Below are 22,862 nucleotides of genomic sequence, written 5' to 3' on the forward strand. Positions count from 1 at the left end.
ATCATGTAAACGGCAAAACGGTATTGGCCAGTGTCATTACAACCTGTGCCAATACCATCTAAGATTTATTTTTTAATTTGAGTTCCTGCTTTGCCTTCTACAGCAAGATCTGCTTGTCCAAGTGAACAAATAATAGCACGTCCGCCCATTTCTGCGAACTTCATTGCCGCTTCCATTTTAGGTCCCATACTTCCTGCAGAGAATTGACCTTCTTCTGCATAACCTTTAGCTTCTTCAAGTGTAATCGTGCCAAGTGCTTTCTGATCTGGCTTACCATAGTTAACATAAACATTATCAACATCTGTCAAAATCATGAGAACGTCCGCTTTTGCTTCTTCCGCAAGACGGAACGCACTACGATCTTTATCGATAACTGCTTCAATACCAATTAAACTGCCATCCTCTTCACGTACGACTGGAATTCCGCCACCGCCTGAAGCAATAACAATTATTTTGTGATCAGTTAGCATCTTAATAGTTTCAGAGCTTAGAATTGACTTTGGATTTGGTGAAGCAACGACACGTCTCCAGCCACGTCCTGCATCTTCTTTTACATCCCAACCTTTTTCTTCAGCTAATTGCTTGGCTTCTACTTCTGAGTAGAAAACGCCGATTGGCTTAGAAGGATCTTCAAAAGCCGGATCATTGCGATCGACTTCTGTTTGAGTCAACATGCTAACCACTGGATTGTGTAGACCCAATTTATTTAATTCATTCTTCAATGTTTGTTCCATCATGTATCCAATGAACCCTTGTGATTCTGCGCTACATACGTCCAGTGGAAGAGCAGGAACAACGTCTTTAGCTTCTTCGTTCTGACGAAGAATGTTGCCTACTTGCGGGCCGTTACCATGTGTAACAATGACTTCATGACCGTTTTTGACAATTTTCGCGATGATTTCAGTACTAATCCGTACGTTTTCACGCTGATTCTCATAAGTCGCTTCCTGTTTTGGTTGCAGGATCGCGTTTCCCCCAAGTGCAATTACTACTTTTTCTGTCATTCTAGTTTCCTCCTTAGCGCTAGTAAGCCGAGTAACATGCCAAAAACCGTATCGATTCCAGAACTATGGCCCATATCAAGCAATTCCAAAAGCAATGGTTTCAGCATATAAATATCTGTCTTCTGTGTCAATGCTGAAGCCAACTCTACGACCGTCGAACTAAACTTGTCATCTGCTGCATACAACAAATACTCCCGACCAATATCTGTAGTGAGTGATTCGTGCTGCACTAAATGCGTAAGTGTTTCGACCACTGTTTGCGACATAATACCCGCTCCTGCATGTATTGCAAGCAGACCGACCAAATGGTCATCTCCTGAAGGCGTGAGTCCTTGACCCCGTCCTAAAAAGTAACGGAGCACACTCACTATTTCTTTCACATCCGATGACTCTAAAATCATTAAAAGTTGATAGATCTGCTGATCAATAGGTTCAAGTGGCCCAGATCCTTCTAAATAAGCGGTCAAGAAATCTTCAATATCTACACCTAAACCACTAACGTGAGGTTCCTCCAATAAAACGGATAACAACATCGCCAGATTATCGATTACATCAACCCTTCTCACCACAGATCGTTTAATTTCCCAGTTAAACGAAGTGTCTTCAGTCAAAGAAACCACAGGGGCTCCTTCACCGAAGTGCACTTGCCGTGAGGTAGACTTCCAAGAAATCAGACTTTGTGTATTCACCGCATCGAGAACTTCTTGTAAGTCCCTACCCGTGAGATGAATACCAAATGGGAGTTGCCCATTTTTAGTCGTACCGATAAAAAACAGACGCTCCCCCATCCGGATATTAAGTCCATTTGGAAAGACGCTGTGAATTGTGCCCACGGGTTGCTCAGTTAGTAGCAAAGGAATGGATTGCTCATATCCCGCTGCTATTAACAAAGAACTTTTTGCAGACAACTCATCCATTAGATCAGGCCAAGCTTTACTGCGTAAGCTTCAAGTGCTTTTTCAAAACATTCTTTAGGAGCACGAACAGTTCCAGCACCTACTTGGCCCATTCCTGCTTTTTTATGTGCAATTCCTGTGTTGATAACAGGCTCAATACCTGTTTCAACTACTTTGCGTGCATCAATTCCTAGACATGCGCCTTGGAAGTCCCATGTAGGAATGGTGAAGTTACTATTTTGCGACACACAAATCTCCGTCATTTCATTACTAGTAGCAAGCGCATCATCAAAGCCGCCAGCACCAACAAAGCGTGTTACACCAGGTGCGGCGATCATTGCCATACCACCAACACCAAAGGTTTCAGTGATTGCACTATCTCCGATATCCGGGTTTGCATCATCTTGTGAATATCCTGTAAAGAATAGGCCTTGTGGCGTGTTAACAGGTGCTGTAAACCACTCGTCTCCCATTCCACTAATACGAATACCAAAGTCTTTACCGTTACGGCACATTGCTGTGACAACTGTTCCATCTTGAATAGTGCGAGCTCCATCCATTACGGCTTTAGCTGTTGCCATCATGATATTCAAGAAGAATTGGTCCGTATCTGCCAAGAATTGAATGACGTCTTTACGATCGCTTTCGTTCATATCTAATTGGACGATGTACGGGCTAATCTCTTTCAAGAAAATTAACGATGCAGCTATGTTACGTTGGTGGAATTCATCGCCCATTGTAATTGCCTTTGCGATAATAACGTTCAAGTTTAAGCCGTCTTCCGTGAGTGCAAGCGCTCTTGCGATAGTCGGTCCAAGCACATCTTGCATCCATTTCAAACGATCAATAACTTCCTGCGAGTTAGCACCAAAACGAAGTACTTTACCAATTCCTTCATTCATAATGCAGTACGCTTCGTTACCGTCCGTACGGTTTTCCACAACAAAAACTGGCATATTTGCAGAAGTAATTCCACCCATCGGGCCGACCGCATTTACGTGGTGACATGGGATGAATGTCACTTCACCACTTGCTAGTTGTTTCTCTGCTTCTTCTTCATTCGATGCCCAACCTTCGTAAATAGACGCACCAATACAAGAACCTTGCATTGGGCCCGTCATATCATTCCACTCGATTGGAGGACCAGCGTGTAGCAACATTTTTCCATCATTCAGTTCTTTTATTTTTTCTTTAGCTGGCACGACATCCACGAGAAATGGTGCTGATCCGGTAATTTTATCGATAACCGCTTTGTTTGCTTCATCCATTGACTTGTAGTTCATAACGTATCCACCTCATTCTGTATATTTACGAATCATTAATCTGTATAGTGAAGAGCTCAGTTGATTCGAACCTTGGTTATTTCTCTACGAATTACTTCAGTAAACTTAAGATTTTAGCCATACGTGCGTTACCTCCAGCAACTGGACGCCAATCATACTGAACAAATTGTGTAGCTGTATCAGTTAGGGCATCTGTAAAACCTTTCAAACCTACGTTAATGACACGTGGACGTTCTGAAACGAGTGAGGCAATATCTTCTGAGACAGCAAGATCGAATTTTTTATCCGACTTCGTTCCCTCAACGTGTTTCTTCTGATTATCTTCTACATGCAACCCTACAATGCTAAGCGCAGTGCGAACTGCTTCGTTGTTTGTCTCTTTTACAATAACGCCCGCTTCTTTCAACCGCTTCACGTGACCATCGTAGCTTTGCGGATCATTTTTCGTACCACAAACCGTGGCAACGATATGCAATGTGCGTCCGCCTTCTTTTGCTTTTTCAACGGCTTTATTAATAGACGGAAGCAATGCGCTAACCATATCGTCATGGGAACCATATCCAAGAACAAAGTCGAGCAAAATAACAGCTGTTGTTTCATCATCTCCAGCTTGCTCAATGAACTTAGAACGAGTTTCTGGATCAATCATCGGGTGTGGCTTTCCTTGAGTATACTTATCGTCTCCAAGGTCAACAATTTCCTGACCTTCATGCTTCAAGACGTAGCCTTCTTCGTTTTTGATGTGAGTGCCGAGACCTAGTGCATCAGAAATCAGAACCGCTGCTTCAGAAGCGAGTGTCCCTCCCGAATACAATCCTTTCAGCGTCTTCTGTCCTTCTTTCAAACTAGCATTCTCAACAGTAAAGTCACCTGCATTATAATCCTGCTTCACTTCGTTGCCGCGCACTAAATCTACTGCGATATGTGCAGTTTCTGCGAGTGTATATGCTTGGTAGACATTCCCTTCATACTGCTCAGGCTTTTCACCAAGGAATACCGCAACGACTGGCTTCGTCAAACTCTGAAGAAGTTCCATAACTTCGTTGCGCACGTGTTCTGCAGGTGGCTTAGAAATAATCGTGATAATTTCAGTCTGACTATGATTTTCAAGTGCTCGGATACCATCCATCATCGTAATTGCACCAATTGGATCTTTTAAGTCACGTCCACCTGTACCGATTGCGTGGCTGACACCTTCTCCTAAGCGATCGATGATTGTGGAAACTTCCTGAATTCCTGTTCCTGATGCTCCGACAAGTCCAATACGTCCTTTGTTCACGACGTTTGCGAATGCTAACGGTACACCATCAAGAATTCCTGTTCCGCAGTCTGGACCCATAACGAGCAATCCTTTATCATGCGCTTTTTGCTTCAATCGCAATTCTTCTTCTACAGATACGTTATCGCTAAACATAAACACGTGAAGACCACGGTCCAATGCCTTGTCCGCTTCATCTGCTGCATATTCACCTGGTACCGAAATCATTGCAACGTTTGCATTTGGAAGTGCAGCCATCGCTTTGTCCCATGTACGAACCGTTTCAAAACCTTGTTTTTTATTACTGATTGATTGGTCATTCAGATATTGCTCAACTTTTTCAAGAACCGTATTCATCATTTCGGCATTGTCTGTATCAACTACAATAGCCATGTCATTCGATTCTGCCGCTTCAAGTTCTGTTGTATGCAACCCAGCGTCTTTAAAGATATCTTTGTTTGCTGGTGTTGCCATCATGATTTGCACTTTGTTGAGACCTTCCATAGTTGCTACCGAATTTGTAAGTAGCATTAAGTTAATAGAGTCTTGGTACGAGTTCTTCTTGATAATTGTATGCAACACAAAAATCACTCCTGTAAGTTAATTTTTTAAAAACAGCGTGCTAGTCTTTGCATGTGTTTCCCTGAATTTGGGAGACAAAACACGAGCGGAGGCTGATTTCTTATATCCAAATTCATTGTATCGTATTAGGCATTACAGATGAATAAAATACGAGAGTGTAACATTACAAAAACATAAAATTATGAATAGAAGGCTGTATTCTTTCTAATTCCTAGCGTAAGATAATGACAGAAACGAGATAGCAATAGCGATTCTGAAGGAGGAGCTGTTTATGGGGGAAACGTTTGTTTATAAAGAAGTAGATGGGTGTGCTCTCAAAGGAGTACTTCATCCATCCCTAGATACACAGGCACCTCTACTTATCTATCTTCATGGCGGGGGACTGATCTGGGGAACTCGTAACGACATGAACAAAAAGCAGATTCATCGTTATAACCAAGCTGGCTTCAACGTATGTAGTGTAGAGTATCGTCTAGCACCTGAGTCTAAACTCCCTGAAATTCGTGATGATATTAACGATTTGCTTTCTTGGATTAAAACTGAGGCTCCATCCACTTTGGATTTCGATCGTACTAGAGTAGGGCTGATTGGCAGTTCTGCTGGCGGATATCTTGCTTTGTTAGCTGGCACGTTTGACACTAAGCCAGATGCGATTGTATCGTTTTACGGATATGGACAAGTTACCGGCGACTGGTACCGAAATCCAAGCCCCCATTTCACTTCCATGCCGACAGTTCCTGAAGTGCTCGCAAAACAACTTATTCAGCCGACCCCACTCGCGTCGGCTCCGATTGAACGTCGTTATGCAATCTATCTATACTGTCGCCAGCAAGGTGAATGGCTCGATTGGATAGCAGGTTCGGATGTTTTAGATCTTTCGCAATATGCTCCGATTGAACTAGCAGACTCACAATATCCTGCAACTCTTCTAATTCACGGTGACAAAGATGAAGACGTGCCCTACGGAGAGTCTGTAGCGATGAAAGCGAAACTTGAGTCATGTGGTGTTACAAATGAGTTAATGACCATTACAAAAGGAAAGCATAACTTTGATGCGAATATGGAAGATCCTGACGCAATACGAGCTATAGAAAACACAATTACTTTCTTACAAAACCAATTTTCAATGAACTTAAATTAGCAGTATACATGGCCAAAGGGAGTGTTGGAGATGAATATATCAATTGAGGATTTAAAAGTACTGGTAGCAAATAAACTTGCAGCAGCAGGTTTACAACAAGAGGATGCAGCAGTTGTTGCAGACGTGCTTGCTCATGCAGATGCTCGAGGTATTTACTCACATGGAGCTATGCGGACAGAGTATTACGCTGAGCGCATTGCAAAAGGCGGCATCACGGTGAATCCAGATACTCAATTTAAGAAAACAGGCACTGGTACCGCTGTGCTGGATGCGGATAATGGTGTTGGTCACGTTGCAGCAAAAGACGCGATGACCCATGCAATTGAAATGGCACGAGAAAACGGGACAGCAGTTGTTGGTATTCGCAGGATGAGTCATAGTGGAGCAATGTCGTATTTCGTTCAACAAGCAGCAGAAGCTGGCATGATTGGAATTTCCATGTGTCAGTCTGATCCAATGGTTGTTCCTTTTGGTGGAGCTGAACCGTATTTCGGTACAAACCCAATTGCCTTTGCTGCTCCTGGTGAAGGGGATGATAAAATCATTTTCGATATGGCTACCAGTATTCAAGCATGGGGGAAAATTTTGCACGCACGTTCAAAAGGAGAGTCCATTCCAGATACATGGGCGGTAGACAAGGACGGCGTTCCAACTACAGATCCATTCAAAGTCACCGGTTTACTTCCAATAGCCGGACCAAAAGGCTATGGCTTAATGATGATGGTAGATATCCTGTCAGGCGTGTTGCTCGGACTTCCGTTTGGTAAGCATGTGTCATCTATGTATCATGATTTAACTGCTGGAAGAGAACTTGGGCAACTTCATATTGTCATCGATCCGGGCGCCTTCACAAGTTCTGATCTATTTCGCGCTAACATTTCAGGCATGATGAAAGAATTGAATGAAGTAAAGCCTGCTCCTGGTTTTGACCAAGTACTCTATCCAGGTCAGAACACAACGCTTCAGGAGAAAGAGTCATTGAAAAATGGTGTGGAGATTGTCGATGACATACTTGATTATTTACGAAGCGATGTTGTCCATAACAACCAATACGATCATAAAGATCCTTTTGCAAAATGAGTTTGCTGACTTGCCTAGTGCGAGTCGGCTTTTTTAGTGGGGACTTTTTGCGTTGTGGATCAGATTCGGCGACTTGTCGTTCATTTGCGTGGTGTTCTCGATCACTCCTGTGGATTTCTCTGTCACTGAGAGTATTCTCTCCGACACTCGGTAGAGTTTGTCGATAACGGGAAACAATTCAAGTGCGTTTAAGGGATTAATTGGTTGCGCTCCGCTTGTTTTTAGGGGGCTATCCGCTTGTGAAGAAGTGCTCTCGATGAGTCAGAATATCCGTGCATTAAATCTGCATCTCCAACTTTTTCACGGCTCGTCCACAAGTAAAAAAGGATGCATTGAGACGACTAATGTCCCGCTGCATCCTTTATACAGTTATATAACTTTCGCTTGTCGTAGCATGAACTCCCGCAACACTGTTGCACCTTCCAACAGTTCTTCCATAGATGTAAATTCCACTGGATTATGGCTCAGACCATCTTTGGATGGAACAAAAATCATCCCTGTCGGACAAAACGCAGCCATATTCATAGCATCATGTCCCGCGCCACTTGCCATCTCCAGCCATTTGACACCGAGTTCTTCACAGACGGCTTTGAATTCGTCGACTACGCCTTTATCCATTTGAACTGGTTCTTCACTGGATATGGAATCCATCCAAATATCCAACCCTCGCGCTTCAGCGACTTCTTTGACCGCTTTTTCAAGTGCCACTACGACCCGTTGTCGTGACTCTGTATGCGTTCCACGAATGTCTACGTCCATTTCCGTAGCACTTGGTACAACATTCATAGCCCCGGGTTTTATTGAAAAAACGCCTACGGTCCCAACTGTTCCATACTCCAGTTCGGCAATCGCCGCGCGTTCCACGGCTAGCGCAATTTCAGCACCGCCAAGCAACGCATCGTGACGATAATCCATTGGGGTTGTCCCCGAGTGATCCGCTGTACCTCCAACGTGAACATGGAATCGGACAGGTGCTGCAATTGCAGAGACTACACCAATAGCCAGTTGTTGCTTCTCTAGCACCGGTCCCTGTTCAATGTGTAGCTCAACGAAAGCTTTGAATTCATCTTGAAAACGCATTGCCAGATGTACTTCTTCCAGATCTAGACCATTCTCTTCAAACGCTTGCATGAGTGTAATACCGTTCCGGTCCGTCAACGACCTAGTGTATGCTGGATCCAATCGTCCTGACATTGCTTTGCTACCGAGTGTAGATGCTCCGAATCGTGATGATTCCTCGCACGCAAAGATGATGACTTCCATCGGATGCTCGGTTTCTATCTGTTCGTCAGCAAGAGAGCGCATTACTTCGAGTGCCACGAGCACGCCAGCGGTCCCATCGAATTCGCCTGCTGCATAGACCGAGTCAATGTGTGAACCCGTTGCAACTACAGGCAATTCAGCTGTGGCACCTTCTCTTCGTGCAATAACGTTTCCCGCGTAATCTGTACGCACAGTGAGACCTGCCTTTTCAAACTGCTGAATCATATACTCTCGCGCGTTCCGTTCCGTTTCTGTATAAGCAAGCCGATTGATTCCTTCTCCTTCGTCTGTAAACTTTGCAAGTTCTTCAAATGACTGACGTAATCGATCCAGCTTCATGGCAATTCCCCTTTTCGTATAGGTACATAATGCAATTGAATTCACCAAAAGTTCATTTACCCCTACTATAAAGTATCTCAAGTTCCCGAAAAAAAATCAAACCGGCTTTCCCACTCAACAAGAGGGGAAAGCCGGTTTTTTTAGTTCATCCATTCCATAATTACAAGAAACACGCCTGTTGCAAAAAGGGCTACGTGCCCGATACAGAATCTTGGAAATAGCTTCTTCGTCATTTCTTTTTCTACATCTGTCTCAACAGAACACGTCTTACAATGGATCCTATCGATAACGCCCTTCACTGAGCTCCCCCATGGAGAGCCTTTTGTACGCCTTCAGGGTCAAATCCTAAAATCCAAACGTCGTTCAATTTGGTTTGAGGAACACCCATCTGTCCAGTCGTTTCAACAAGACGTTTTCCTGCTTGCGGATCTAACGATACATTAATCGTTTCATAGGAAATATTCTGTTCATCCAAATAACTTGTCATCATCGTGCAATAAGGACACGTTGAAGAGACGAATACAGTTGCTTGTGGTGTCATGACATTCACTCCTCATGAATTAGTTAAGTCCATCATATACCCCTTGAGGTATCAAATCAAACGATTAGCTTTCTTCAACAAATACTTCTGAAACGAATTTGTCGCGTCCTGCACCAATTCCTGCTGCAGTCATAATTAGGCAGACTCCACCTAACACCATCAGAGGGATTTCCCAGTTTTCAGTGACATCCTACAACAATCCAATTGCAATAGGTCCTGTTGCAATTGGATTGGAGATGCCTGATGCAGCAGCTGCAAATATACACATTGCCGTTGAGTAGACACTTGTCATCCGACCTACTTTGTTCGGAAACTTCTCTTTTAAAATTGTGGGCAGTAATACGTTCATGAGCGCGATCCCAACGCCAATTAGAGCAGTACCCACAATTAATAGCGGTGTGTAAGGAATAGATCGGGTAACCGTTCCTACTGAAAGTAAGAGTAAGCCCATTAAAATCATAGTCATATTGCCGAATCGATTTCAGAATCGTGCAGCCACAGTCGACATTGCTGCAAACGCAATTAACGGTAGACTTGTAATAATTTCTGCAGACCAATTGGATAATCCAAGTTCGTCCCGTATTGTACTAAGGAGCGGTCCTACTTAAGTGATGGCAGGTCGTAAGTTAAATCCTATTACGACATTCGCAATCATCAACAGCGTGCGTTGAGAAGAGGATGAACGTTCGCTCTCGTTTTTCATCAATAGAACCGTCCTCCTTCTTTAACGTATGAGGTACTGCAAGTTCTTATTTGCAGCACATGCTAGTTTTCATAAATCATTCTGTACAGTTTTCTGCCATATATCGCAGGAAGTCAAGAGTGCCAGGAGGTTTCCATTTATTCACATACAACATTTTTTTATAATTACTACAAAAGCCAGCAAACGGGAGTTTACACTCCTGTTTGCTGGCTTTGCGTGATCTATATGAGTAGATTAGGAATGCGATGGTTTTTCTTCATTACAATCATTTGAAGTATCTCGACGCTTTTCCGTTCGACTAATGAGCGTTGTTCCTACGAGGTCACCTGTAACGTTCAGTGCCGTCGCTCCCATGCCAATCAATGAATCAATCGATGTTAATAATGCTACTGCTTCAATCGGTAAGCCGAGTTGTACGAAAACTGTTGCAATCATGACAATCCCTGCACCAGGAACGCCTGCAGTCCCAATGGAGGCAAGTGTTCCAACTAGTACCACCATAAGCATATCGGTTAAGGATAACGGTGTACCCGCAATATTTGCTGCAAATACAGCGGATACTGCGATACGAATCGCTGCGCCATCCATATTGACTGTGGCACCGAGTGGTAAACTAAATCCGTACAAACTTCTAGGTAATCCTAAATCATGAGCAGCAGTTAACGATAACGGCAAGGCGCCCGCACTACTTTGAGTTACGAATGCTGTCGTAATCGGTGTCCTCGTATGCTTGAAGAATGTTAGTGGGTTCACTTTAAACAGCAACATCGCAACAATATACAAAACAATTTGAGCAAACAATGCTGCATATAAGACTCCGATCATACCGCCGAGCGACAGAAGTGTGTCAAGACCTTGGCTTCCCACAGTCTTTGCCATAATCGCAAATACCCCAATTGGTACGTATTGCAAAATACCTTTGAGGATTAATAAAGACGCTTCGTTCAATGCACTAATCGTTTTCAACAAATGATTTCCGAGTTCATTCAATTCATTCGAACTACGCATCGCAGCAATGGCAATACCGAAAACAAGGGCTGTAAAGATGATTCCGAGCAAATTCATTTCCGTGAATGCTGTAACGATATTTGACGGGACAATATTGAGTAATACATGGACGATACCAGGATTATCCGGGACGTCGAATGATTCATGTGCGCCAAGCTTCATACCCGATCCTGGTTGGAACAATGTCGCAACTGCAAGTCCGACTGAAATCGCAACCGCAGAACTGAGCGTGTAATAGATGAAGACCTTTCCGCCCATTCGACCGAGATTCGCAATTGTCGTCTGATTCACACCAACGATAAGGGTGAATAGGATAAGGGGAATGATTAAGAACGTCAAAAGACGGATGAGTAAATCACCGAGCGGGGCAAATACACTTGCCTGCTCACCCATCAATAACCCAACTACTATACCAAGAATAAGGGCGATTGTTATTTTAAGAATTAAAGATGCGTTCGCGTATCGTTTCCAGAGAGCTTTCATCTATATGGGCATCCCCTTTTCTCTATATTTCTGATTAATTCCTATCTGCTTACTAGGGAATATAATAGTCAACAATAATGCACATGAAAAAGGTTGTCAACGTCTCTGCTCAATACGGCAGGGTGTATTCATTTCTTCCCTATTTACTAAACAGATAACCTCATTCATGGTACAATAATCAGAAAACATTTCGATACTCTAGAGGTGAAAATTATTAAGACAAAAAGATATAACATCAAAGGAAGCTCCGTCTCAGGAATCACGATGAAAGATCCCCATTTGCCTGAAGAAAATAATCTTGCTCTACACGCATGTCTGGATTCAGCGGCCGTTCTGGAAAACCGAGAAACTCTTGCGACTTCCCTTGGCTACTCAACTACTGATTTTGTATATGCCAATCAGACACACAGCTCGAACTTCCACAAAGTTACACATGCTGATATAGGAAGGGGTGCAACCGAACAAGCAACGGCAATTCCAGATACAGATGCGCTCTATACAACTGAAATCGGTATTGTTCTTGCGGGGTTCATGGCGGATTGTGTACCTGTGCTTCTATCAAATGAGCGCGCGGGAATCGTTGGCGTCATCCATTCAGGATGGCAAGGGACTGTCAAAGAAATCACGACTAATTTGCTCAAACACCTTATTGAACAAGAAAGATGTCTTCCTGTGGAGTTTGAAGTGGTTATCGGACCTGCACTTAGCCAGGACAAATTCGAAGTCGATCATGACGTCTATGATAAATTCCACGTACTCGGTTATGCAGAGCCATGGATTTCATTTAATGCAAAGACCGGTAAATATCATATTGATAACCAGAAGGTCGTGAAAACTCAATGCGAACTTGCTGGTATACCAACTGCTAATATTACAATCAATCCAATATGTACATTTCAAAGTGATGATGGATTTTCATATAGGCAAGACAAACAGGCGGGAAGACATATGGCCTTCATCTGCCGTTAAACACCGAGCAAACAATGCTCGGTGTTTTTATTATTTGGCGCCTTCTTTTAGCAGGATCGCGTAATATAACTGAACCGCAGAAGTGAATTGAGTAGGATCCAATCCCGTGATTTCGGTAATCCGCTTCAGTCGGTACGAAAGTGTATGTCTATGAATTCCTAGCATATTAGACGTATCGTTGGCATGCTGTTCGTGATTGAGATAGGTATGAAGCGTTTCATATAACGTTTCGTCAAGCCCCCCTAGTACTTTCTCCGTAAATTCAACATGTAAGGGGAGTTGGTTGGCACTCATCAAGGCACGCATTTCTATCGTTTCAAAATCACTAATGATTTCGCTCTTTGAACCTAACTGCAAGGCTTGATAAGCAGTTTCGTATGCTACATGAATTTCTGCTTCTGTAAATACAGTCTTTCCAATTGCGACTTGTGCAATACTAACACTTTTCTGTTCGCACATTATCTCTACTCTCATTTTTACAAATTCCCGTTCTACACCCCAAACTAAAAATGGTAATGCGCGTCCATAATCCGAACCGGATAGAATCGTAGAAATCCCCATCCTCTCCGTTACCCAATCTGCTAAACGATTTGGTATGTGGCTTCTTTCATTTTGAAGAACTACTATAAGTGTAAATGGTCCCTTCAGCAAAATTGATAACATACTCATTCGATCTAAGGCAGCAACTGAAAGAGGATGTCCATTCACTAGCTCCTTAAACACTAGCCCTCGGGCCGTTCGCTTCCACTCCGTTTCCGAAGTGATCAACGACTGATGCACCATCATCTCCGTTGTTAACTGGACAAGTGTTGCTACATCTCTTAGCTCTTCTTCTGAACCTGTGATTCCAATAACACCCACCAATTTAGTTTTATAACGTATCGGCAAGTTCACGCCTGGTTTAGACCCTGGCCATTCATGTATGTTGTTTTCGTGTATCCAAAGAAGTGTATCCGTCTTCGCAACATACGCAGCTCCTTCATGTATTCGATCCACTCTCGCACTTTCACCTGACGCTAAAATCATTCCATTGGTATCCATTACGTTTAAGTTGCGGGACAAACGGAGCATCGTTTGTTCAACAATTTCCTCTGCAAGTTTCTTCGTCAGCATAACTCCACCTCAATGTATAAAAAAAATTCAAAATTACTTAAATACTTATACATCAAGTCTAATGTATTCGGACTTTTCTGTACATATAATAATAGACATCAACTACTAATCGATAGGAATGATCCTCGAATGAAAATACTCGTTGCACCAGACTCCTTCAAAGGAAGTTTGTCTGCACTGCATGCTGCTGAAGCAATGGCTGAAGGAATCCAAGAAGCTGACCCGTCTAGTACCACCTCATTACTTCCTGCTGCTGACGGAGGAGAAGGAACCCTGCAAAGTTTAGTCGATGCAACGAACGGTAAGTTCATATCACTTCTAGTAGAGGGACCACTTGGTCATCTCATCCCTGCGCGCTACGGCGTGTTAGGAAATTGTTCTACTTGCGTTATTGAGTTTGCAGAGGCTTCAGGTCTTATGCATCTCACCGCTGAAGAACAAAATCCGCTCATTACTTCATCATTCGGAACTGGACAGTTGCTCGTCCATGCGCTCAACGCAGGTTACCGGGATTTTATAATTGGGCTTGGAGGAAGCGCAACAAACGATGGAGGAGCAGGAATTTTACAGGCGCTTGGCATGAAGTTGCTTGATGCTAATGGGGATGAAATTCCTAGAGGCGGAGCTGCACTGCAACAATTAGGTACGATCGATCCAATGTTTTTCGATTCAAGAATTATTGAGAGTACGTTTCTAATTGCGGCAGATGTAACCAATCCATTTATCGGACCAGAGGGGGCTTCCGCTGTATTTGGACCTCAAAAGGGGGCTTCTCACGAAGAGGTTTTACTTCTAGATAAATCACTCGCAAATTTCGCAGACATTATAGAGCGACATGCGGGGATATCTCTTCATCATACGCCTGGTGCAGGAGCTGCCGGGGGGGCTGGTGGTGTGTTCCAAGTCTTCTTTCCAAGTACATTCCAGTCAGGCATCCATGTTGTATTGGAAACACTTCGTTTCGATGAACACTTGGCAACTGCAGATCTTGTAATCACAGGAGAAGGTCGTTCCGACAGTCAAACCTTTTCTGGGAAAACACCCTACGGCATCGCACAAGCAGCCCATCGAGCTAACGTTCCAACGTTACTCATATCGGGGGTCGTCACACCCGAAAGTCGTTTTGCTTTGGATGAATTATTTACAGAAGTGCACGCAATTACTTCAGAACGCATTTCCATTGCGGAAGCTATGTTGGAACCATATCGCTTACTAAAGGAAACAACGAAACAGGCAATTCTGCACTATAAAAATAAGGAGGAATGTTAAATGTTGTTCGCTATGATTATTTTAAGTGTTGCTCTCATTATCTTTTTAACGGCCGTTTTGAAAGTCCATCCATTCTTATCGTTACTTGCAGGTGCATTCTTCATAGGAATCACTTCAGGTATGCCTCTCCTCACTGTTGTAGATACCGTTAACGAAGGCTTTGGCGGATTAATGAAAGGGATTGGAATTGTTATTGTTGCTGGAACTATTATTGGTGTCATCCTGGAGAAGTCGGGCGCTGCTTACCGTATGGCTGAAGTTGTCTTACGTGTAATTGGTGACAAACGACCTCAACTTGCAATGTCACTTATTGGTTACATTGTTTCCATTCCTGTATTCTGCGACTCGGGATTCGTTATTTTATCCAGTTTAAAGAAAGCGCTTGCAAAGCGGGCTGGTGTAACGATTGCTTCGATGTCTGTCGCACTTGCAACGGGACTATTCGCAACCCATACACTAGTCCCCCCTACACCCGGGCCAATTGCAGCTGCTGGTAATCTTGGAGCAGAAAGCTACTTAGGCATTATTATTTTAATCGGACTTATCGTCGCAATTCCAGCAACAGTTGTCGGGTATTTATGGGCTGTAAAAGTTGGCTCTAAAATCACGGTTCCTGAAGACGAAGAATCTGTTACATTCGACTACGATGAAATCGTTAAATCATTTGGCGAGATGCCTTCCGCATTTAAAGCATTCCTCCCTATTATCTTACCGATTGTTTTAATAGGTGCTGGCTCTGTTGCTAAGCTTACTATGGGCGAAAGTGGATTTAGCTCGTTCTTACAGTTCGTTGGTGCGCCTTCAGTTGCATTGTTGTTTGGCGTGCTTGCAGCATTCTTATTACTCCCGAAATGGAACGAAGAGACTCTTACAGGTTGGATTGGAGATGGTCTCAAAGAAGCCGCACCGATTTTACTAATTACAGGAGCCGGTGGTGCCTTTGGTAAAGTGATTTCGACGTCTGGTGTCGCAGAAGTAATCGGAGAAATGAACTTCACTACACTTGCAGGCGGAGCACTATTCCTACTCGTTCCATTCTTCATATCAGCAGCTTTAAAAACTGCTCAAGGGTCTTCAACTGCGGCGCTCGTCATTGCGTCCACATTAGTAGCACCCCTACTACCTGCAATGGGGATTGAAGGGGCAATTCCACTTGCACTCGTTGTTATGGCGGTTGGAGCTGGTGCAATGACGGTGAGTCATGTGAACGATAGCTTCTTCTGGGTCGTGACTGAATTCAGTGGTATGACAGTGACAGATGCTTATAAAGCACAAACAATGGCGACTCTTTTGATGGGCGTCACGACAATAATATTCACAATGATCTTATGGTTAATTCTCGTTTAAATGGGTTTAAACAGAACAGAACATGTGTTCCCTTTATGCTAGACTTTTATAAGTTGCCGTTGTATACTTATAAAAAGAAGCAGTCGAAGGGAGCTACGCAGCATGGAAGAGAAAATCTTGCGGTTGTTAGTAGGGCTTACGGCAGATGTACGGGATATGAAGTCGGATATAGGTGAGATGAAATCAGATGTTGGTACTCTGAAGTCCGATGTTGGCACTTTGAAGTCAGGACTGGAAAACTTGCACACTGAGATGAACACACGGTTTGACGACGTAGATCAACGATTTAATCGAGTGGATCACTTACTAGTAGTCCTTGGCGGTCAATTTGAACACCGAACTGAACAGCGATTGCTTCATGACGAGAGCGTTACGGAAGAATTCATGGTCATTAAATCACGTATTTTCGATCTTGAAAACAAAGTGAATCGCACGCATTGAAAAAGCAGACCTTCCACGGGGACTCCCCCCGAAAGGTCTGCTTTTTAGATTATAAATCCGCTTCCGCAATCGCTGTTGCGAGGGCGTCTTCTATTTGAGTTACAGGTCCCGTAATGTAATTGTTTATCATAATGGAGAAAACGAGTGGAGTCCCTTTTTTTGTCATCACATATCCGGATAGTGTGGATACCCCTGTAATCGAGCCGGTCTTCGCAGCAACATTTCCTTTTGTTGAATCTCCTTTCATACGGTTACGTAGTGTTCCGCCAACCATTCGATCCGCTTCACCTGCTAGCGGGAGCGATTCTCTGAAAGCTGGATACCAGGTCTCATCTCGGGCTCGAACGAGCAGCGTAGTAAACGTTTCGGAAGAGACTAGATTTTTGTGTGACATGCCGGAACCGTCACGCAACAGAACGGTGTCTTTTGATATACCGAGTCCTGCAAGTGTCTCAGACATCACTGCAAGCCCAGCGTTCCAACTCCCTTCCCCCTTTTCAACTCTTCCCATTTCTTTCACAAGCATTTCAGCATGCCCATTGTTACTCAACTTCATGAATGGAATATAGATTTCATTGAGCGGCATAGACTTCTTAGTTGAAAGGATCTTTGCATTATCAGGCACAACAGCACGCTGGAGTCCGTTCTTTCCAAGGACTTTAATCCCTTCTTTTTGCAAGGCACTCCGGAATACATCGAGCACCAGCTCGGAAGGTTGCCAAACCGCAGTCCACGAACGTGAACTTGTGGCACCGACAGGGATGGATCCTTCTACAATAATTCGATTTGTTCCATGTTCACGATGAATAGAAATCGTCTTTTTTCCATCTTTCCCAATAGTCGTCGCTTCATTCACAATGACAGATGTCTCAGTAGCAGGAGTTAAAGATACGCTTGGCAGTTCGCCTGCCTTTGCTCCAGGCTTTACTTCGACAATTACAGTACCTGTGTCATAATCTTCATTCGGTGAGAGTGTGAGGGCGGAAACTTGTGCACCAACGTAGTTGAATTCATCTGACCAGTTCAGATCTTGCGAATACCGGTCATCGTCGTACCAAGTATCATCCGCAAACAGATCGCCTCGAACCGTTTTGATGCCTTGTTGTTTCAACTCCTTCGCAAACGTTACCAAGTCGCTTTGAAGAAGTGTAGGATCCCCCTTTCCCACCAAATATACATCTCCTTGAAGGGTAGATCCTTTCTGCTTACCCGTTGTTGCCACATCTGTTTGGAAGCGATAATCCGAACCGAGTACTTCCAAGGCTGCAGCACCTGTCAGTAGTTTCATGTTGGAGGCAGGTCGCAATCGAATGTCACTCATATGTGAGTAAATAGATTCTCCTGTATCGGCATTTCGAACACTTACTCCTGTAATTCCTCCTTGTAATTTCGAATCTGCTAAAAGCACATCTAACTTCTTAGATAACGAAACTGAAGCATTCGCAGGTGGAGTTATCAAAGCTGCCGAAGCTGCGAGTGCAGGAATCGTTTGCTCATACGCAATCGGGAGATATGCAACAGTGATTAGTATTGCCAGTAAGAGAAGTTGTTTTCCATTTCGTTTGTTTAGCATCTGTCACCATTCCCTTTCAATTTTTCTCTAGTATATCAATTATTCAGTGATAAATACTGTTATAATATAGAATAATCAGAATTGGTGAATAGGTTATAGAGTAGTGGATTGGGTCGCCTGTCCCACATCGCCCTCGATTGGTACAGTTTATGTATCCTTCTAGTTGTATATGAGTGCAGAAGAGCGGTATTCCTTAAGGAGGTCTACTACTATGCGGGAAATCACCCAAGACGATACGGTCAATGAACCTAACGATGGAATACATCTTGTTGTCATTCTTGTTGTCGCAAGTATTGGTTCATGGCTGTATTTAGAGGATTGGGTCATCACTGGAATTGAAGCAGTCTACTTATCATTCGTCTTTCTCTTTTTTGATAAAAGAGGTTGGATCAAGTTGATGAAATTTGCAAGCATTCTCCTTATCTTCTGGATTATTCAAAGGTGGCTATTAAGTTTATCCATTTTTACGTAACAAAAAAAGAGGAAACATGTATCTACACATGGTTGTCCTCTTTTGTCGTTCTCATTCTTCAGTTTCCCACTCTGCAATCGCTTCTCGCACTCTTGGCGCCACTTCTGCACCAAGTAATCGAATTGCACTCATCACTTCATCGTGCGGCATAGACCCTAGCGGCACGTGGAGCAGAAATCGCGTAATCCCCACTTCTTTCCGTAACTTGATGATCTTTTTCGCCACATACTCCGAATCCCCAACATACAATGCGCCTTCTAAACTTCGTGCAGCATCATAAGACTCTCGATCGTAAGGTGCCCAGCCCCGTTCTTTGCCAATTGCATTCATTGCATATTGTGTAGATGGAAAAAATGCTTCCGCGGCTGTTCGTGTAGTTTCTCCGACAAACCCATGTGAATGAGACGCAATCTGCAATTTCGACACATCATGACCTGCTGCAGCTGCAGTGCGCTTATACAATTGAACTAGTGGCGCAAATTGAGTAGGTCGCCCTCCGATTATCGCAAGGACTAGTGGCAGTCCTAATTTTCCGGCTCTCACAACGGACTCCGGATTTCCTCCACTGCCAATCCATACGGGGAGCGGATTTTGTACAGGACGTGGATAGACGCCTCTACGATCGATTGTGGGACGATGTTTTCCATCCCAAGAAACCACTTCAGACTCCCGTAACTTCAACAGCAATTCCAACTTTTCATTGAATAACTCATTATAATCCGATAGATCTTGTCCGAATAACGGGAATGATTCAATGAATGACCCCCTGCCCGCCATAATTTCAGCGCGTCCGTTTGAAATTCCATCGAGTGTTGCAAAGTCTTGAAACACCCGTACTGGATCCGCAGAAGACAGCACGGTTACCGCACTTGTCAACCGAATATTGAACGTTTGCGATGCTGCCGCTGCGAGCAGAACTGCTGGGGAAGACGCTGCGTAATCGGCTCGATGATGTTCACCGACTCCGAATACATCGAGACCAACCCGGTCTGCAAGTACAATTTCTTCAACCACTTCACGTAAACGCTCCGCATGACTCTTCAGTTTTCCCGTCTCTAGATCTGGCGTTGTCTCAACGAACGTACTAATACCTATCTCCATCGCTTCATCCTCCTAAATGCATTGGTGATTTTCTTTATTGTACTCGTGAATGAGCTGAAATGGCGATACAAACACTTTTCTGGCTTTTATCATCAGTAGTTTCCTGGACGTACCCATTTGCGCATAAATAGAGGCACCTATAAATATAATAAAATGAAACGCTTTTGCGCATAACCCGTATACTAGAAATAGAACATATTTTATTACTAGATCTCGTTAAAAAAGGAGGACCATGTATGGAACAAAATGCAATCGTCGAATTGAAGAATTTGTCCAAAACGATCCGTGGAAAAAAGATTATCGATGATGTCAGTTTGCAGCTTTATCCTGGACAGATTACAGGATTTCTCGGACCGAACGGTGCCGGAAAGACGACCACAATCCGAATGATGGTCGGACTGATGAAAAAAAGCGGAGGAGAAGTCGTAATTGACGGACAAACGCTTTCCTCTGACTTTGAAGAAGCACTCTCTAAAGTTGGTGTAATTGTTGAAAATCCAGAAATGTATAAATTCATGTCTGGTTATAAAAACTTGTTACACTTCGCGCGCATGCAAAAAGGTGTAACAAAAGAACGGATTGACGAAGTTGTGAAACAAGTTGGCATGGAAAACCGTATCCATGAAAAAGTCGGGACCTATTCCCTCGGGATGCGTCAACGACTCGGTCTTGCACAAGCCTTGTTACATAGACCCAAGTTTTTGATATTGGATGAGCCGACAAACGGATTGGATCCTGCGGGGATTCGTGAATTCCGGGATTACTTGCGGCTGATTGCTAGAACGGAAGACGTCTCTGTTTTTGTATCCAGCCACATGCTATCGGAAATCGAACTAATGTGTGACCGTATTGCCGTCATTCAAAATGGGAAGCTCGTAGAAATCCGTGACATGCGTGACACACAGGAATCACATTACTATGTAGAAGCCACTCCTGCTGATCAAACCTTAGAACTTCTCGGTTCCTTCGGATTTAAAGCGGAACAAGTTAGTGAAGGATTCGTGATCCAAGCTGAAAAGACACAGATTCCGAAACTCGTTCAGGAACTACTGGTTGCAGGAATTGAGCTCTATGCCATTCAGCCGCATCGTAAAACGCTGGAAGACCAGTTCCTGGAATTGACTGGAGGTGGCCAACTTGCTGAAACTAATCCAAAATGAGTGGATGAAATTATGGGCGAAAAAAGGGACTTGGCTCATGGCCGGACTGATGATTGTACTCATTTTCTCCCTAGCAGGAATCGTGAAATGGTCAGGCAGTATGAATGAAGGCGAACCCGACTGGAGAGCCACTCTTCAAGGGAACTTGGAAATGGAAAAAGCATCGTTAGCAACGAATTTACTAAAAGGACAAAGTAAGCGTCATGCAGAAGAAAATGTCCAAATTTACGAGTATAGACTCGCTAATGATATCGCTCCCCTAAACGACACGAGTCGAGAGGGTATGATTTATAACCCTTCAGTTGGAAGCATAGCGATATTACTAACAGTGATTGTAGCTGCCGGTATCGTAGCCTCCGAATTCTCGCAAGGGACGATTAAGATGCTTCTGACACGTCCTGTAAAACGTTGGAAAATCATGACTTCCAAATACATGGCGGTTCTGTTATTCGGCTTCCTTCTTATGTTGATCGGATTTGTAACAACTATAGTAAGCGCATTTCTCTTTTTCACATCTGAAGGGGGGCAAGCACTTGCAGTCTCTGGAGGGAATATCGTAGAAGTCTCTATTTGGGGCCATGGTCTTTACATGTTACTCCTATCCTTTGGCAATGTGATTATCACGGCAACGTTTGCGTTCATGGTGGGAAGTGTCTTCCGATCCAGTGGTATGGCAATTGGATTATCCCTATTCATCTACTTCACTGGAAATGTCGTCGTTGCACTGTTAGCACGATATGAAATCGTGAAATACTTATTGTTCACACACATGGATCTAACGATGTATGAGTCGAATTACGTTTTGAATGATGACATCACACTACCCTTCTCGCTTGTTGTCTTAGCTGTCTATCTTGTCGTATTCTTAATCATCAGCTATACCGTGTTTACAAAAAGGGATATTACGGCTTAATTTAACTCACCCGCTACCTTCTAATTTTTCCTAGGTAGCGGGCGTTTTGACTTTTCAAACATTTCTCTTTATAATTGAGAATGGTTATCAACTAAGGGGGAGTTGCATGTTTTATCAAATTAAACGGATGACTGTGAAAGAAGGTACATCCACGAAAGTGACAGACAAATTCAGCGGTGAAGGATTAATCGAAAAACAAACCGGCTTTCTCGGACTTGAAGTACTTGTTAAAGAAAGTCGTCGTGGTGACGGGGAAATCCTAATCGTTGTCCGTTGGGAGTCCAAGGAGGACTGGAAGAATTGGGAGAAGAGCCCCGAACACATCGCGGGTCACAAAGCGAACGCTGGAAAGCCGAAACCTGAGTATATTATCGATTCCCGTCAAGATACGTATGAGGTGACAGCTTCGAAGTGAATAAGTTTTCAACAAACCGGCTACACTTCTAGTAAAGTGAGTCGGTTTTTCGTATGAATAGGATTTCTTTTAATCTTTGATGAAGGAGCAACTCTTTGCATTTATACGAGTTCTGTCTAAGTTCACGACATCGCTTTGTAACAATTGTTACAGAATTTTCTCTTGAATTCGTGTAATTTAGTTTATACCTTGCTTCCACCGGGTAAAATTACTTAAGAGGAGGGACAAAATATGCAGACAGAATGCGAAAGTTATGTGATGGTTCGTGAGTTACATCACCTCAGCGAAGAATATCAACTTGCGCCAACTCAATTAAAATCAACGATCCTCACTGACATCCGCCTGATAGAAGAAGCCCTCAGCCTTTTGAATTATGACACGACTCCACCTATGTAATACTTTCAAGTCTCTTTATTTATGGAAACTAACGTATCCGATCCATATACCTCCTCTACCGTTTCACGTATTGTGGGGATTTCGCTAAAAAACCAGCTCCCGACAGTTAAAG

At 43.5% G+C, this 22,862-nt stretch carries 23 protein-coding genes; 11 read left to right on the top strand and 12 right to left on the bottom strand.

Features of this window, described 5'->3' with window-relative positions:
• Positions 1–65: 65 nt before the first annotated feature.
• From arcC to fdrA, 4 genes are all read right to left on the bottom strand, one after another.
• Positions 66–1,004 (bottom strand): carbamate kinase, encoded by a 939-nt coding sequence (gene arcC, locus ACRPI0_RS14995; protein ID WP_432353557.1) that lies wholly within the window; start codon positions 1,002–1,004, stop codon positions 66–68.
• A complete protein-coding gene (locus tag ACRPI0_RS15000; RefSeq protein ID WP_432353558.1) occupies positions 1,001–1,921 on the bottom strand; it encodes a DUF2877 domain-containing protein in 921 nt (306 codons plus the stop codon). The genes arcC and ACRPI0_RS15000 overlap by 4 nt, the downstream gene beginning before the upstream one ends.
• Positions 1,921–3,183 (bottom strand): DUF1116 domain-containing protein, encoded by a 1,263-nt coding sequence (locus ACRPI0_RS15005; protein ID WP_432353559.1) that lies wholly within the window; start codon positions 3,181–3,183, stop codon positions 1,921–1,923. The genes ACRPI0_RS15000 and ACRPI0_RS15005 overlap by 1 nt, the downstream gene beginning before the upstream one ends.
• 91 nt (positions 3,184–3,274) lie before the next feature.
• Complete coding sequence (gene fdrA / locus ACRPI0_RS15010) at positions 3,275–5,023, bottom strand: acyl-CoA synthetase FdrA (protein ID WP_432353561.1); 1,749 nt, start codon at positions 5,021–5,023, stop codon at positions 3,275–3,277.
• A 271-nt stretch (positions 5,024–5,294) separates the two neighbouring features.
• Between fdrA and ACRPI0_RS15015 the strand changes: the two genes are divergently transcribed.
• Together ACRPI0_RS15015 and allD are read left to right on the top strand one after the other, a co-directional pair.
• Positions 5,295–6,164 carry an alpha/beta hydrolase gene (locus tag ACRPI0_RS15015; RefSeq protein WP_432353562.1) on the top strand — a complete coding sequence of 290 codons (870 nt, stop codon included), beginning with the start codon at positions 5,295–5,297 and terminating at the stop codon, positions 6,162–6,164.
• 30 nt (positions 6,165–6,194) lie between these two features.
• Positions 6,195–7,244, top strand: a complete 1,050-nt coding sequence (gene allD, locus ACRPI0_RS15020) for an ureidoglycolate dehydrogenase (protein ID WP_432353563.1) — start codon at positions 6,195–6,197, stop codon at positions 7,242–7,244.
• Between the two features lie 369 nt (positions 7,245–7,613).
• Here the strand turns inward: allD and ACRPI0_RS15025 are convergent, their stop codons facing one another.
• The 5 genes from ACRPI0_RS15025 to ACRPI0_RS15045 form a co-directional block, all read right to left on the bottom strand.
• Positions 7,614–8,846: a Zn-dependent hydrolase gene (locus tag ACRPI0_RS15025; protein WP_432353564.1), complete on the bottom strand. Its 1,233-nt coding sequence runs from the start codon at positions 8,844–8,846 to the stop codon at positions 7,614–7,616.
• Between the two features lie 140 nt (positions 8,847–8,986).
• Positions 8,987–9,145, bottom strand: a complete 159-nt coding sequence (locus ACRPI0_RS15030) for a hypothetical protein (RefSeq protein ID WP_432353565.1) — start codon at positions 9,143–9,145, stop codon at positions 8,987–8,989.
• Positions 9,142–9,387, bottom strand: a complete 246-nt coding sequence (locus ACRPI0_RS15035; protein WP_432353566.1) for a glutaredoxin family protein — start codon at positions 9,385–9,387, stop codon at positions 9,142–9,144. The genes ACRPI0_RS15030 and ACRPI0_RS15035 overlap by 4 nt, the downstream gene beginning before the upstream one ends.
• 190 nt (positions 9,388–9,577) lie before the next feature.
• A complete protein-coding gene (locus ACRPI0_RS15040; RefSeq protein ID WP_432353567.1) occupies positions 9,578–9,853 on the bottom strand; it encodes a hypothetical protein in 276 nt (91 codons plus the stop codon).
• Positions 9,854–10,324: 471 nt separating this feature from the next.
• Entirely contained in the window at positions 10,325–11,581 is a 1,257-nt protein-coding gene (locus ACRPI0_RS15045) for a dicarboxylate/amino acid:cation symporter (RefSeq protein ID WP_432353568.1), read from the bottom strand.
• A gap of 213 nt (positions 11,582–11,794) precedes the next feature.
• On the opposite strand from ACRPI0_RS15045, the gene pgeF reads away from it, so the two are divergent.
• Positions 11,795–12,550, top strand: a complete 756-nt coding sequence (gene pgeF / locus ACRPI0_RS15050) for a peptidoglycan editing factor PgeF (RefSeq protein ID WP_432355981.1) — start codon at positions 11,795–11,797, stop codon at positions 12,548–12,550.
• A gap of 30 nt (positions 12,551–12,580) precedes the next feature.
• On the opposite strand, the gene ACRPI0_RS15055 is transcribed toward pgeF, so the two are convergent.
• Positions 12,581–13,663, bottom strand: a complete 1,083-nt coding sequence (locus ACRPI0_RS15055; RefSeq protein WP_432353569.1) for a CdaR family transcriptional regulator — start codon at positions 13,661–13,663, stop codon at positions 12,581–12,583.
• A gap of 129 nt (positions 13,664–13,792) precedes the next feature.
• Here ACRPI0_RS15055 and ACRPI0_RS15060 point away from each other — a divergent pair, with 129 nt between their 5' ends.
• The 3 genes from ACRPI0_RS15060 (at position 13,793) to ACRPI0_RS15070 (ending at position 16,720) form a co-directional block, all read left to right on the top strand.
• Positions 13,793–14,932: a glycerate kinase gene (locus ACRPI0_RS15060; protein ID WP_432353570.1), complete on the top strand. Its 1,140-nt coding sequence runs from the start codon at positions 13,793–13,795 to the stop codon at positions 14,930–14,932.
• A complete protein-coding gene (locus tag ACRPI0_RS15065; protein ID WP_432353571.1) occupies positions 14,933–16,279 on the top strand; it encodes a GntP family permease in 1,347 nt (448 codons plus the stop codon). It abuts the gene before it with no gap.
• A 102-nt stretch (positions 16,280–16,381) separates the two neighbouring features.
• Positions 16,382–16,720 (top strand): hypothetical protein, encoded by a 339-nt coding sequence (locus ACRPI0_RS15070; protein ID WP_432353572.1) that lies wholly within the window; start codon positions 16,382–16,384, stop codon positions 16,718–16,720.
• A gap of 49 nt (positions 16,721–16,769) precedes the next feature.
• Here ACRPI0_RS15070 and dacB read toward each other — a convergent pair whose 3' ends face one another.
• The gene (gene dacB, locus ACRPI0_RS15075) at positions 16,770–18,293 is read right to left on the bottom strand and encodes a D-alanyl-D-alanine carboxypeptidase/D-alanyl-D-alanine endopeptidase (RefSeq protein WP_432353573.1); all 1,524 of its coding nucleotides are present in this window, start codon (positions 18,291–18,293) and stop codon (positions 16,770–16,772) included.
• Positions 18,294–18,504: 211 nt separating this feature from the next.
• Here dacB and ACRPI0_RS15080 point away from each other — a divergent pair, with 211 nt between their 5' ends.
• Entirely contained in the window at positions 18,505–18,765 is a 261-nt protein-coding gene (locus ACRPI0_RS15080) for a hypothetical protein (protein ID WP_432353575.1), read from the top strand.
• Between the two features lie 51 nt (positions 18,766–18,816).
• Here ACRPI0_RS15080 and ACRPI0_RS15085 read toward each other — a convergent pair whose 3' ends face one another.
• Entirely contained in the window at positions 18,817–19,866 is a 1,050-nt protein-coding gene (locus ACRPI0_RS15085; RefSeq protein WP_432353576.1) for an LLM class flavin-dependent oxidoreductase, read from the bottom strand.
• 236 nt (positions 19,867–20,102) lie between these two features.
• On the opposite strand from ACRPI0_RS15085, the gene ACRPI0_RS15090 reads away from it, so the two are divergent.
• The 4 genes from ACRPI0_RS15090 to ACRPI0_RS15105 all read left to right on the top strand — a co-directional run bounded on the left by ACRPI0_RS15090 (position 20,103) and on the right by ACRPI0_RS15105 (position 22,750).
• Positions 20,103–21,026, top strand: coding sequence for an ATP-binding cassette domain-containing protein (locus ACRPI0_RS15090; RefSeq protein ID WP_432353577.1), 924 nt, complete (start codon positions 20,103–20,105; stop codon positions 21,024–21,026).
• Entirely contained in the window at positions 20,995–21,939 is a 945-nt protein-coding gene (locus ACRPI0_RS15095; protein ID WP_432353578.1) for an ABC transporter permease, read from the top strand. The genes ACRPI0_RS15090 and ACRPI0_RS15095 overlap by 32 nt, the downstream gene beginning before the upstream one ends.
• Before the next feature lie 106 nt (positions 21,940–22,045).
• Positions 22,046–22,354 (top strand): antibiotic biosynthesis monooxygenase family protein, encoded by a 309-nt coding sequence (locus tag ACRPI0_RS15100; RefSeq protein WP_432353579.1) that lies wholly within the window; start codon positions 22,046–22,048, stop codon positions 22,352–22,354.
• Between the two features lie 231 nt (positions 22,355–22,585).
• Entirely contained in the window at positions 22,586–22,750 is a 165-nt protein-coding gene (locus ACRPI0_RS15105; protein WP_432353580.1) for a hypothetical protein, read from the top strand.
• The last annotated feature ends 112 nt before the right edge of the window (positions 22,751–22,862 follow it).

Source organism: Sporosarcina sp. A2, assembly GCF_050858885.1.
GTDB lineage: Bacteria > Bacillota > Bacilli > Bacillales_A > Planococcaceae > Sporosarcina.